This window comes from Shewanella sp. TB7-MNA-CIBAN-0143, from assembly GCF_040310065.1.
Classification (GTDB): Bacteria; Pseudomonadota; Gammaproteobacteria; order Enterobacterales; family Shewanellaceae; genus Shewanella.
Genome location: NZ_JBEOPL010000004.1, coordinates 24,678 through 39,009 on the forward strand (window position 1 = coordinate 24,678; position 14,332 = coordinate 39,009).

At 40.3% G+C, this 14,332-nt stretch carries 10 protein-coding genes; all 10 read right to left on the reverse strand.

The features are described 5' to 3' along the window. Positions 1 to 267: 267 nt before the first annotated feature. Positions 268 to 2,574 (reverse strand): efflux RND transporter permease subunit, encoded by a 2,307-nt coding sequence (locus AAEY97_RS04335; RefSeq protein ID WP_192115042.1) that lies wholly within the window; start codon positions 2,572 to 2,574, stop codon positions 268 to 270. A gap of 49 nt (positions 2,575 to 2,623) precedes the next feature. Further along, complete coding sequence (locus AAEY97_RS04340; RefSeq protein WP_350996849.1) at positions 2,624 to 3,634, reverse strand: WD40/YVTN/BNR-like repeat-containing protein; 1,011 nt, start codon at positions 3,632 to 3,634, stop codon at positions 2,624 to 2,626. Positions 3,635 to 3,692: 58 nt separating this feature from the next. Then, positions 3,693 to 5,057: a DUF1329 domain-containing protein gene (locus tag AAEY97_RS04345; RefSeq protein WP_101086985.1), complete on the reverse strand. Its 1,365-nt coding sequence runs from the start codon at positions 5,055 to 5,057 to the stop codon at positions 3,693 to 3,695. A 13-nt stretch (positions 5,058 to 5,070) separates the two neighbouring features. Continuing rightward, entirely contained in the window at positions 5,071 to 7,119 is a 2,049-nt protein-coding gene (locus tag AAEY97_RS04350) for a DUF1302 domain-containing protein (RefSeq protein ID WP_162023283.1), read from the reverse strand. 315 nt (positions 7,120 to 7,434) lie between these two features. Further along, a complete protein-coding gene (locus AAEY97_RS04355; RefSeq protein ID WP_162023284.1) occupies positions 7,435 to 7,650 on the reverse strand; it encodes a DUF2835 domain-containing protein in 216 nt (71 codons plus the stop codon). A gap of 89 nt (positions 7,651 to 7,739) precedes the next feature. Beyond that, on the reverse strand, positions 7,740 to 10,301 hold the full coding sequence (gene pepN, locus AAEY97_RS04360) for an aminopeptidase N (RefSeq protein ID WP_350996852.1): 2,562 nt from the start codon (positions 10,299 to 10,301) through the stop codon (positions 7,740 to 7,742). A gap of 132 nt (positions 10,302 to 10,433) precedes the next feature. Continuing rightward, positions 10,434 to 12,485, reverse strand: a complete 2,052-nt coding sequence (prc, locus tag AAEY97_RS04365; protein ID WP_182743775.1) for a carboxy terminal-processing peptidase — start codon at positions 12,483 to 12,485, stop codon at positions 10,434 to 10,436. Between the two features lie 21 nt (positions 12,486 to 12,506). Further along, a complete protein-coding gene (gene proQ / locus AAEY97_RS04370; protein WP_011637685.1) occupies positions 12,507 to 13,118 on the reverse strand; it encodes an RNA chaperone ProQ in 612 nt (203 codons plus the stop codon). Between the two features lie 277 nt (positions 13,119 to 13,395). Then, positions 13,396 to 13,854: a free L-methionine (R)-S-oxide reductase MsrC gene (msrC, locus tag AAEY97_RS04375; RefSeq protein ID WP_101086980.1), complete on the reverse strand. Its 459-nt coding sequence runs from the start codon at positions 13,852 to 13,854 to the stop codon at positions 13,396 to 13,398. Between the two features lie 49 nt (positions 13,855 to 13,903). Then, entirely contained in the window at positions 13,904 to 14,197 is a 294-nt protein-coding gene (locus AAEY97_RS04380) for a YebG family protein (protein ID WP_101086979.1), read from the reverse strand. Positions 14,198 to 14,332: the final 135 nt, after the last annotated feature.

Sequence of the window (14,332 nt, forward strand, 5' to 3'; positions counted from 1 at the left end):
TTGATTGTGTCGGTCCGAGTCATTTTGTGTGTAGCACGTAAATAACTGTTTTTCGTTTAACAAAAGAAACTCATATTTGAGATCTTGTGCAAAGTTTATTACTAAATTGCTGCTATATCGAGGAAAATTTTAGTGGTACATCCTCTATAAATCCAGTCGGCAGCATAGATTAGCGTTTAAAATGACATTTAAGTCGTTTGCATAGAGTAACTATGCAAAATAAAAAAGGGAGCTAAGCTCCCTTTTTTATTTAATTACATGTTTTAGTTACTTTTTTCGCCAAAACATCGCTGAAAGTGCGGGTAGAATAATAATTGCTCCCAACATATTCACTAAAAACATAAATGTCAGCAAAATTCCCATATCCATTTGGAATTTAAGGTCTGAGAAGAACCAAGTGCTCACTCCAATGGCTAACGTTAGGCCGGTAAAGATAACCGCACTACCACGTTCAACGAGAGCTTCGAAATACGCTTGTTGCACCGGCATGCCATTACTGAGTTTATTGGACATCGTCGACAAGATATAAATCCCGTAATCAACGCCGATACCCACACCTAATGCAATCACCGGTAAGGTACTCACCGCTAAACCAATATCAAGCAAGGTCATTAATGCTTGCGCTAATGTTGATACCACATAAAGTGGAATAATTACCGCAATCGTCGCTTTGAGTGACTTAAAGCTAATTAAACACAGTACAAACACAGCGCCATATACATATAGCATCATTGGTAGCTGAGCTTCGCTCACGGCTTCATTTGTGGCGGCCATGACACCAACAGGACCTGATGCTAGCTTAAATTGCAAAGTGTCAGAGTTAAGTTGTGCGGCAACCGCTTTAACTTTGTCTACAACCACCTCGATGGTTTCAGCTTTGTGATCTTTTAAGAACAAGTACACAGGCATAACCGAGCAATTACTATTGAGCAAACCAGATGTTGTCGGTACTTGGCCAACGGCTTGGACTAAACTCGCGGTGGTACGCGGTAAAATCTCCCACTTAGGGTTACCTTCGTTAAATCCTGCATTCACTTTCTTAGCAATAGATGCCAAGCTTGCCGTTGACTCTACCCCAGGTGTATTTGCCATCATCCATTCGAACTGATCTATCTGAGATAACAATGAATGATAAGTACAGGCTTCTGGTGTAGCTTCTACAATCACAGACATTACATCAGTTGTAATTGAAAAATGTTTAGTGATAAAGAAAGTGTCTTGGTTATAACGAGAGTCTTGATGCAGTGCAGGCGCCCCGCCCTGTAAATCACCAATTTGCATTTTGGACGCTTGTTGAAAACCAACCGCGTAAAGTATCGCAGTCGAAATCAATACGACAATGGCATATTTAGGGGTCGCAAATTTAGACAAACCACGCCAAATATTTTCAATTTTTTGACGTTTTTCAAGACTGTCTTGCTTACTCGGTAATTCAAAATATGAAATCACCAATGGTAGTAAAATCAGATTGGTTAAAATAATAACCGCGACACCTAACGATGCAGAAATAGCCAACTCACGAATAATACCAATATCAATTGACAGTAAGGTTAAAAAACCAACCGTATCAGATAATAATGCAACACCACCGGGCACTAATAAGCTACGAAATGCGGACGCTGCAGCGGCTTTAGTTGTTTGGCCATCAAGCACACGACGACGTACAGCATTGATCATCTGTACCCCGTGACTGACACCAATAGCAAACACTAAAAACGGCACTAAAATCGACATTGGGTCCAAACCAAAGCCAACCACGGTTAATAATCCTAATTGCCAAAATACTGCAACCAAACTACACACTAGTGGTAAGACGGTTAGCACTATCGATTTTGAAAATAGGTATACCATTACAGCAGTAATCGCAATGGCGATTAAAAAGAACAGCAGTACGCCTTTAGCGCCCTCAGCAACATCCCCAGCCATTTTTGCAAAACCGATAATATGAATTTTAATCTTATCGTTTTCAAACTTGCCACGAAGCTCTTGCTCTAATTGATTTGCAAACGCAATAGTATCAATAGCCTCACCCGTTTGAGGGTCAAACTCCATTAACTGCGCAGACACCATGGCAGAGGTGTAATCATTACCGATAAGTCGGCCTACAATGCCAGCTTTTTCAATGTTATCGCGAACGATTTTAAGACCGTAATCATCATTACTAAAATCAGCGGGGATCACCGGACCACCGGCAAAGCCGTCTTCTACGACTTCGGTAAAACGAGTTGAAGGTGAGAATAACGACTTAACCTGAGAACGTTCTACACCCGGAATAAAAAATAATTGATCGTGCACATTTTTGAGCGCATCAAAAAATACCGGGTTAAATATATTGCCACTGGTATCTTCTACCGCCACCATAATACTGTTAGCACCACCAAAATCTTTTTGATGTTTGGTATACGTTTGCATGTACGAATGATTGAGTGGGATATTTTTACTAAAAGCAGCATCCATTTTTAATTGGCTGGCTTGATACCCTAAGAAAAAAGTAATAAAAATAAACGAAATGATGACCCATTTTCGATTGCGGAATAAATGAGATTCAAATCCATTGACCAGTTTTTCTAACATCTTTTCGGCCCTATTATTGTTGTTTTAATTGTCCAGTTTAACCAAAAGGTTAATCAAGCTGGAACAGTCCCTTAGAACCGGCAAACCATAACTGGCCTTTACTGTCTTTAGCAATTGCCACTATATTTTCACCTTGGCGTCTGGCAACAATTGTTGCTTTATCATCATCTACTGACAACACAATCCCAGCATTTCCCACCAGGTATAGGTCATTATTAGCGGTAATAAGTGCGCTATTAATTGATGATTGGACAGGTAAATTAACTTCTTGCCATGCGGATAGCGCTAAGTCTGACTTAAACACATGACCACGTAAGCCCATGACATAAACATCTTCGCCAACTTCAATGGCATTAAACATTGAACCATCATAATCAAAGTTAGTTTTCGAAAATGTTTGGCCGTTATCACTTGATACCGCTACCAAGCCAAGCTCACCCACAAGCAACAATCGTTTATCTTTTAGGCGAATTAAACGGTTGAAATGGGGTAATAATGAAGCTCGCTCAGATAAATACAATGCTTCATCTTCTGCTTTAAGTTCATTTAAATAGGCAATATCTTCTTCAAATAATAATTCTTGATGAAATTCTTGTTGCCATGTTTTACCGCCATCAGCGGTGCGATAAAATAATCCATAAGCGCCCACCGCAATACCATCAACGGGACTATAAAAACGAATATCTAGAAAAGGTTTCTCTATTTCAGCAGATTGCATCTGCACCGACCACGTTAATCCACCATCTTGAGTGTGGATGATGGTGGCATCATGGCCGACAGCCCAACCTTGTTTGTCGTCGAAAAAAAACACTTTGGTTAATTGAGACAATACAGGGGTCGCGACTTGGTGCCATTGATTATTGTCCAAAAGCAACACATTACCGCGTTGGCCTACCGCGACAAGTTTGTCACCAGCATTAGCAATATCAAGCAATAAAGAGGATTGAGCTAGGGGTTGAATCTGAACAGAGAGTGGATCGAGTTGAGCATCTACTGAAGTAGTATATAAACATGCACTAATCCCAATCGCCACTGCACTGCGAAGCATGCTAAACGTCATACAAACTTCCTTTACAATTTATAGGGGCGCAACCGCGCCCCATTTTATTTATGGCTTGTTAACGAATACCGGCACGTCTTAGGGCGTCTGGGGTAAAGTTAGCTTCAGAAAGCGATGCATCAAAATTATACATGCGACCTTCGTTGTCTAGACCCATTGCTAAATAACGGCGAGATTGAAGATCGTGGAACACTTCTAAGGTACTCCAAAGCGCAGGCACTTCATAATAGTTGATAAGATGAGCGACACCAACACGATAAAGCTCATCGCGATTATCATATATATCAGTTACTGCAACTTGCCATGAATCTTCATCAATATAAAACACACGAGTTTTATATGTATGACGCATGCCTTCTTTTAACGTCGCTTTGACTTCCCATACGCGATGTTTTTCATAACGTGGATATTCAGGGTTAATATGGCCAGGTTTTAAAATTTGGTCATATTTCAACGCATCTGAATGTAAACGATAATCATTGTATGGAATGTAAATCTCTTTCTTACCGACTAATTCCCAGTTATAACGCATTGGAGAGCCGTTAAACATATCGAAATCATCTGTTGTTCTTAACCCATCAGACACAGTACCAGGTGTATCAAAAGCTACGTTAGGCGCTTTACGAACTCGGCGTTGTCCAGTGTTATAAGTCCAAGCTTGGCGTGGAAGAGCCTCTTGATCCATGGTTTCTTTTACAAGTAATGCTGTACCAGCGAGTCGTGCTGGTTGAGTCACAACTTGTTTAAAGTAAAACAATGTATTTGTTTCTTTAAGTTTCTCTAATGTCACCTCTGGACGAGAATATTCAAAACGAATTTCCTCAGCGTTTTCAACCAAAGTGTAAGAACCATTAGACATCGGCGCAGCTTGGCTACGATAGGTTTCTACATCAACACCACGATAACGTAAAATATGATTCCAAATCACTTCTAAACCGTTAGCAGGGATTGGAAATGGCACACCAATGGTCGCCCCAGTAATACCGTTACCTTGTGAAACTAACTCAGCTCTAACGGCATTGGCTTTAGTCGCATCATAAACATATTGAGGTACGGCTGCAGTACGGCGACTTTCATAGACATTCATTTTGTAAGTATCTGGATATACTTCAAATAATTGTTTCTGACCCGGGGTTAAAAACTCAGCATACTGGGCTTTATTTTCATTAGTGATCGTAAATAGCACTTTGTCAGTTGGGAAAGGATCTGGATGATGCATACCCTTAGTGTAACCCGCTATAGGTTTGCTAATACCACCACTCCAAACAGGAATTGAACCATCGGCATTAGCCGCTTTTTCTGCACCCATAGGGGTTAATGTTGTACCCAATTTGTCTGCATCAGCTTGTGATACTTTCGCCAGCGCAGCAGGTGCACTTAGTGCTAGCATCACTGCTGCCGATAATATCGTCAGTTTCTTCATTATAATTATCCTTCTAAATCGAATACTTGACGTTGAAAGAGATGTAATCTCTGTCTGTCATCGCATTTGTTGTTCCTACGCCACCAAAGAAGCTGTTGTAAGAAATATCTGCGCCCCAACGACTTTGATAATCAAAGTTCACACCCAAAGCGACAGATTTTCTGCCTTCGGTGAATAAGAACATTGGATCCGGTGTAATGCCATCAACGTCATGAGAGAAAATCACTCTTGGGTACATGTTCACACCAGCAAACACATTGTTAAAGTCAGCTTTCGCCACTAAACGATAACCCCACGCAAAATCTGTTGGGAATGGATTGGTTTCAGGACCATTATGTAATGCGGCAATAATACCAGTCATTTCTGGGTTACCACCAGAACGAGCTGTTCCTGGACCGTTTAGACGTAATTCGTCAAAACCAGGCATATCATGGATCCACACACCACCGACTTCAGCAAGCATGGTTAGATTATCTAAACCTAATGTCGGGCCGAATAAGTGGGTAAAGGTTACCTGTGCTTGAGTCGTATCGGTAAGTATATACCCCTCAGCGTTTGAGCCAGGCTCCACATTATCCATTTGTGAAATACCATCTAAATCAGGACGAAGACCCGCATTAGCTAGCTGCTGAGGCATCGCTAAGAAAAGTAATTCAACGTCGTCAATTTGCAATGGCTCATCAACACGATGAGAAATTTCACCGGCAACAGAAGTGTCGCCTACCAAAGTGTTAAAACTAAAACCATACAACTGGATATCTTCAGGATATACAATTTGCGATTTGGTAAAGGTTTCCATACTTAACAAAAGTTCGCGGTCAATGTTCCCACCACTTTGTGCTAAACGGCCATAATCACGACCAATAGCTTCTGCAGTAAAGTTAGAGGCAGTACCACTAATAATTGGACGACGACTGTGGTAATTCATGTAATAAAAACCAAACTCAGTTTCGCCCAGTTCTGGAGAGTAATAGCCTAATTTAACCCCAAATTGGCCATCATCACTAGGATCTGCAGCATCTTGAACCAAAGCAACCTTAGTTGAATAAGCAGTCATGTAAGCGGCATATGCTGAGTTAAACCCAGTAGCGGCTGCAGCTTCATATAAACGTGAATATTCTGAAATAAGGAAATCTTGGTTGATATCTGGATTGGAGTTGAAACCCAATTGCGCATTTTGGTTGTAGCCACCATATCCAGCAAAATCATTGGTTGCAAAGTTTGACCCCGGTGTAGGGATCCAAATTGGCTGCCAATCATACTGATAGAATGCTTCTAGGTTTAAGTTTTCAGATAAACCTAACGATGCCCAAACCATGCCTTGTGGACGGAATGCTTCTTTGAGCTCCGCACCGGGTGCATTAAGAATATTTAAGTCTACAGCATTGATTTCAGCAATGCCGTGAGAAATCAAGGTGCTTTCGCCCCATGAAACGACTTGGTTACCCACGCGAACACTTAATGGGTTAGCACCGTCATTTAAGTCCCAGTTACCGTAAACAAATGCATCTAGTAAGCGAATATCTTTACATTGCACTTCTGATGCTTTGTTATCTTCACAAGGATCGAATTCTTTTCCGGTTAATGGATCGTTAAAGCCATAATCACCATCATTTAATTTGCGATCGTAAAAATACATACCGCGTAAAAAGATACCGTAATTTTCGTACTTCAGTGATAACTCGTGAAGACCTTTAACAATCTCAGAAGTAGTATCACCTTGCGCATACAACAAATTACTTAAGTCATTGTTGCTTGAATAAGAACCAGGCTGAGTCCAAATTTCTGTTGAGGTATATTTGGTTGATCCAAACGCACCACCAAATGCCGAATAACCAGACCAATCGAATTGTGGTTGGTTTACCTTTCCGATTTGATTATTCCAATCGCGGTCTGACACACGCCAACTCGCACCTGCAGTCCAAGTTGAGTCAAATGTACCTCGTACATCACCCCAATCAAAAGAAACGGCTGAGGCTGAAGTGCTCATCCCCAAACATAATGCCGACACCACCCCCAAAGCGAGAGCCGACTTGTTAAATCTTTTTTTAACAATATTCATTTTAGTTCATCTCCGTAACCTGTTGGATTAGTTGTTATAGGAATTTAACCAACATCTTGTTAGCCCACAGGCAACACCATTGTTACAGCATTTAACTATATTGAGCAAGGTCAAAAAAAAGAAAATGTTTAAGAAAATTAACGATGTCGGGGTAAAAACGACAAAATAAAACCAGCCTATATTTGAATTAACACAGACGATATAATTACAGTCATTTAACCATTAACGAAAAAAGTTTATTTTCATAGACTTATATATATTAACGGGGCGCTACTTCACACACCACTAATCAATCAAACGTTTGAAGTAAATACTCTATAATTTATTAAGTGATTTGAAATTCCCATCTTGGTTAAGGACTAATTTGAACTGTCCTTGAATACCTTGAGGGGTTAAATAAGGTCTAAAATACTTACCATTGATGTGCAACACACGACCGTGGTGATCTCTTACTTGCACTTTCTCTGCAAGTCCTTGGTAATATGGTAGAAATGCTTCATAACTTACGTTAAGAGAAAATAATAACTCCATAATTTACTCCATAAAAAGGAGAGCAAGCTCTCCTTTTTAACATACTAAACAGTCTAACTATTCATACTAGATGAATAGCCGTGACGCTATTATTCGGCCAATGATTTAGTGACTTTTTCATATAAATCTTTTGATAAATCCGGTAAAGCTTTTAACTCTGCTAAACACTGTTTCATTAATTGCTGACGATGTTGATCGAATTTGGCAAACTGAATTAATGGTGTGATCATTCGCGATGCGACTTGTGGATTCGACTTATTCAATTTGACTAAAATTTTAGTCAAATAACGGTAGCCTTCGCCATCAGCACGATGAAATTGATAAGTGTTTGCGGCGGCAAAAGCCCCAATCAATGAACGTACTCGGTTCGGGTTAGAAAAACTAAAACTGCTGTGTTTTGTCAGCGTTTTAATTTGATCTATCACTTCATCGCTATTCACTAACGCTTGTAATGTCAGCCATTTATCCATCACTAATGGCGTTGATTCCCACGTAGACTCAAAGTCACTTAATAACATAGGTAAACAGGCTAGTTTGGCTGTAGCTGCCGCTTTCAAAGCCCCTAAGCTATCAGTCATATTTTTAGCTGAATAATATTGCTTTTCAACTAATGATTCATGAGTATCGGACACTTGACATAACAATGACAAGGCAATGTTTTTAAATGCACGAGCACCAGCGTTATCTATAAGTATCAGCTCTCGATAACGTACCAATAATTCATCTTCACAAGCTGATGCAAGTTCTTCAACAACAAACTCTCTGGCTTTGGCCAAAGCATCTAAATCAACACTATCTACCTGCTCAATTAATGCAGAAGCAGTAGGAATAGACAAAATCTCAGCCACTAAAGCTTGGTCTATTTTCGCATCTAAAATGACGCCTCTAAATGCTTCAACAACACGAGTATCAACCATCATGACTTGCTGCTTTTGCAACTGAGCAACATTATTCCAAATGGCTTGGCTCACTAACTGCACAGATGCTTCCCAACGCGCCACTTCGCTAGAAGCATGGCGCATAAGATGCACAAGTTGATCAATGCTAAAATCGTAAACCAATTTAACAGGTGCAGAAAAATCTTGTAGTAAAGATGCTATAGGTGCGCTTTCTAGTCCATCAAACACAAAGGTTTGGTTGGCTTTAGTCACATCTAGCACTTTATTGACTATTGATTGCCCTACACTATCCAACAGCTCAACACTGAACGGAATATGCAAGGTTTGGCCCTTCACACCTTGCGACATCACTTGTTGAGTAACGGTTAAATGGTACTCACCTTTATCCGCATCAAAACGGTCTTTTACCGTCACAACGGGTGTACCAGCTTGGCTATACCAACGACGGAATAAGGTTAAATCTTTACCGCTAGCATCTTGCATAGCATTAACAAAGTCATCGCAGGTTACCGCTTGGCCATCATGACGCTCAAAATAGCACTTCATTCCAGCTTGAAAGCCTTCTTCGCCTAGAATGGTGTGCATCATGCGGATAACTTCAGCGCCTTTATTATATACCGTCACAGTGTAGAAATTGTTCATTTCAATTACACTTTCAGGCCGAATAGGATGTGACATTGGACCGGTATCTTCAGCAAACTGTTGATTTTTCATCACTCGAATAGCATGAATTCGGTTAACTGCGCGCGACCCAACATCGGAACTAAATTCTTGATCACGAAATACCGTTAAGCCTTCTTTTAAACTTAACTGAAACCAATCACGACACGTGACTCGGTTACCTGTCCAGTTATGGAAGTACTCATGACCTACAACCGACTCAATACCATGATAATCTTCATCTGTTGCACTGGCTTTATCAGCGAGCACGTATTTGGTATTAAAGACATTCAAGCCTTTATTTTCCATCGCACCCATATTGAAAAAATCAACTGCAACAATCATATAAATATCAAGATCATATTCAAGACCGAAACGAGTTTCATCCCATTTCATTGATTTCTTCAATGATGCCATAGCGTGATCAGCTTTATGTAAGTTGCCTTTATCAACAAAAACTTGCAGTTTGACTTCACGACCAGTTTGAGTCGTAAAACTGTCATTAAGTAAATCAAAGTCTCCAGCGACCAAGGCAAATAAGTAACTTGGTTTAGGGAATGGATCATGCCATTTGACAAAATGACGACCAGAACGAGGCATCTCCCCTTTATCAATTAAATTGCCGTTACTTAACAAAAATGGAAATGCCTGTTTATCGGCTTCAACGCGCACGGTATAAATAGCCAGAACATCGGGTCTATCTAAGAAATAGGTGATCCGGCGAAATCCTTCTGCTTCACATTGGGTACAATAAGCACCGTCTGACATGTAAAGCCCTTCAAGACTCGAATTTGCCTCAGGGTCAAGCAAAGTGACCACTTCTAATTCAAACTCATTTTGGTCCGTACTAATTATTAATTGGTTGTCGTGTTGACGATAGTTAGCCGCTACACCATTAAGTTTCACTGTACTTAGCGAAAGTTGTTCGCCATCAAGCACTAAATCATGCTGATGCTCACCATTACGGATCACCTTACTGATGGCTGTCACTTTAGTGTTTTTGCCATCTAGAATAACGTTCAAATCAACATGGGTAATGGTGAATGAAGGCTTGGTATAATCTTTTAGGTGTTTTTCTTGCGCTTGGTTCATACATGTTCCTCTTGAACGGTACTAATGCCAATATGATTAAATGTGCGTGGTCTTTATCGAATTGGTACTGTTTTTAGTGATTGTGATTAAGAAAAAACGCGCCTAAGCGCGTTTTTTAACAGTAATAAAAAATTACTTTGAGTTTGTTTTAGCTATTTTTTCTACGTCAGCCATATCGAGGGTGATATAAGCCGTTTCATCTAAAAAGGGATCAGGTAACTTGCTATCATCTGTTTTTTCAATATCGTCTAAAGACTTCACGGCAGCCAAACCTTGATGGACTCGACGTGCGTTTGCTCGGTCTAAAGCACGCTTATCATCGTCTTCACGAGAAGCAATTCGTTCACTCTCAACAAGTGATATTGTTTTGTCTTTATGATGTTTTTTAAACTCAGTAATGTCTTGGTATATATAACTGAACTCTACATCTTTGCTGATACGCTCTTTATGTTTAACATCAAGATTGTTGATCAGCATAGGGTTGATATTCCCTAAAGTAGAGTACTGAGCAACGGGAACCTTATCCCATGGCAGAGCATTCTCTTCCTCTGACTCGCCGTATTCGCCAGCCTCTAAAGCACTTGGAAAACGGACATCAGGCGTAACGCCTTTTAATTGAGTGCTGCCACCATTAATACGGTAAAATTTAGCGATAGTATATTGTACGTGACCAATTGGCTTTTCATACATGTCATAAATACGACCCAAGCTTTTATGTTGCTGAACAGTCCCTTTACCAAAGGTAGACTCACCGACGATAAGTGCGCGGTCATAATCTTGTAAAGCCGCAGCAAAAATCTCTGAAGCCGATGCACTATAACGATCAACCATCACCGCCAATGGGCCATTATATGCACTGGCGCCATCATTATCACGATTTTGATTAATGCCACCATTAGCATCACGGATTTGAACAACTGGGCCCATGTCAATAAACAGGCCTGTAAGTAATGTCGCTTCGGTTAATGCTCCACCGCCATTACCACGAAGGTCAATAATAATCCCTTCAACATTGTCTTTTTCAAGTTTAGTGATTTCTTTAGCCACATCTTGTGACAAATTCATATAAAATCCAGGGATTTGGATCACCCCGACTTTACGATTGGCATACTGGCCTTCTTTAGGCTCAACCACTTTTGAGGTCGCGGCACGGTCTTCTAAACGAATTTTATCTCGGGTAATGACCACTTCAAAAGGTTTAGCATTAGCCCCGCCTTTATTCGGTAAAATCTGTAATACGACTTCACTTCCTTTTGGCCCTTTGATCAAATCAACAACATCATCTAAACGCCAACCTATGACATCAACAATGTCACCGGTTTTTTGACCAACACCAACAATTTTATCTTCTGGTGATAATTTCTCGCTATTGGCAGCAGGCCCTCCGGCCACTAAACTTTTGATGACGGTGTAGTCATCATCCATTTGCAACACGGCCCCAATACCCTCAAGACTTAAATTCATTTCCATTTGGAAACGTTCTGCATTACGAGGTGATAAATAACTTGTATGAGGTTCAACACTACGAGCAAACGCATTCATGACTGTTTGAAACACGTCTTCACTTTGTGTTTGGCTTAAACGCTTAATGGCATTGTTGTAACGCTTCTCGAGCACTTCAACAATTTCAGGCCACTTTTTACCGGTTAATTTAAGATTTAACGCGTCATATTTAACGCGCTGACGCCAAAGTTCATTCACTTCGGCTTCATCTTTTGGCCATTGCGCATCTTTGCGATCAAATTCATACGCATCGCCAGCTTGAGTAAAATCGAACTCTTTATCAAGCAAAGACAACGCATAAGCAAAACGCTCATAACGACGTTTCTGTACTAGGTCGTACATGGTAAATGCAGGGCTAATATCGCCCGATTCAACCATGTTATCAAACTGGTTTTGATATTGACTAAAGCTCGCAATGTCTGCCGCAGTCAGCACATTACGACGATAATCAAGTTGCTCAAGAAAACGGGTATATATTTGCTCAGAGAATGCATCGTCAAGTACAAAACGATGATAATGCGAGCGAGTAAACAAAGTTGTTACTCGCTTGCTAGCCACTTTATGTTGTGGCTCTTGTGCTAGTTTAGGTAACTCGCTGATTTGAATCGTTGGTGAAATTGCCCATGCCGAAAAGCCGACAAATAAACTGGCAATTGACGCGGCCAAGGTAAGTTTTCGCATCAACAAGTACTCCTTAAATTTCTATAATAGTATGTGCTCAGCACGTACTTTGATGGATAAGCCAGAATCTAATTGAACAAGCACATCCTCTTTATTAATATCAGTCACAACACCAGGAACAGGTGTGGCACCTAATTTAACATTAACGCGTTGTTTTTGTTTTAAATCTTCTAGCTTAGCCGGCACAAGTTTAATCACTGGAGCCGCCACCGGTGCAGGACGTTCCTTTTTAACGGCAGGAGCACGTTTAGGTGCCACTTTCTTTGCCGGCTTTTTAGGCGCTAACGCTTGACGTTTTGCTTTAGCTTTATCTTGGCTTTCTTTAAGCGTCAAAATAGCATGGTCAATGTGCTCTTGTTCTAATTCAGCACATTCATTACCGTCAAGATCTATACGTTTAGCACCTGCTTTAACGCCTTTCAAATAGCGCCAGCTGCTTGTGTAACGACGAAGCGCTACACGTAATTGTGTTTTACTGACTTTAGAATCATCAGCTAACCGTTCAGCCAAATCTTGAAACAAACCAATTTTTAATGGCTTCGTTTCACCTTCTGCAATAAAGCATAAAGGAAAGGTTTCATATAAATACGCTAAAATTGCGTTGGTGTCGGTCAACTTGTCTGTTGATTCCATTTTTACTTCCACGTTAATAAAGGGACTGATTATGCGGCATACAATTTGCCTTGCAGTCGTTCATCTTTCGTTAAACCTTACTGTTAAGGCTTAACGTACAAAATATCACTATCCGCCAGTTTGCTAAAGTCATTGAAACAAACCTTAACAATTTAACCAAACTTACTCTCAGCTTAATCATCGCTCATCAGTAAATCCAGCACAAATGCGTATAGCGGCATATTATAAAGCCCGCGACAGCGAATGCGACCATGATTTAATCTAATTTGTTCGCTATTTAACCAAATAGGCAAGTTTCGAAACTTTTTACCATGTTTTCTAAACCAATTTGATCATCTTGATCGAATCGATTCAGTAATGGGCTGTCAATATCTAACACTGCCACAACCTCATTACCCTGCCTAACAGGGATCACGATTTCTGAATTACTGGCAGAATCGCATGCAATGTGGCCATCAAATTGATGAACGTCGGCAACTCGTTGGGTTTTATTTTCTGCTGCGGCAGTGCCACAAACACCTTTGCCGATATTGATACGGGTACAAGCCACTTTACCTTGGAATGGTCCAAGGACTAATTGTTCACCACGCTTAATATAAAAACCTGCCCAATTTAGGTCTTCTAGGTTGTCATTTAGCAACGCTGAAAAATTTGCCATAGCAGCAATCAAATCATCTTCGCCTTCAAGTAAAGCTTGTGCTTGACGATTTAATGTTTGGTAAAATTCGGTTTTCATGTCCATTCCTTAAGCTGACACTCAATCGAAGAATGAGTGATGAATACGACTATTCTGCAGATGTAGTTTTAGCCGTAGTCTTTTTAGTTTTCGCTGTAGGAGCGTTTTTAACCTGTACGATGCCTTTTAGCAAGTTAGAAAGCTCATCTTTATTGTTTGCTAGATAAAATGCCAGCTGTTCGCATTTATTTTCATCAAGTCCGAGGTCTGCCTTAATAAGAAATGGCACTAGGTTATCGGAAATATCGAGCATCTTATCGTAGGCATCAGCCTCTTTCTTCGATATAAATGTCATCTTTTCCACCCCTTCTCTGACCACGACAAATTGGGTTATCACTGCCATGATGTAATCCTCACTGTTTTTATATACAGTGCATAGAATCTCACATAGTTAACTTATGATGCAAGTGTTCTGATTATTCTGATATTATCAAGCACAAGAAAATCGAGATTATTTAACAATTAACTCATTTTTCTG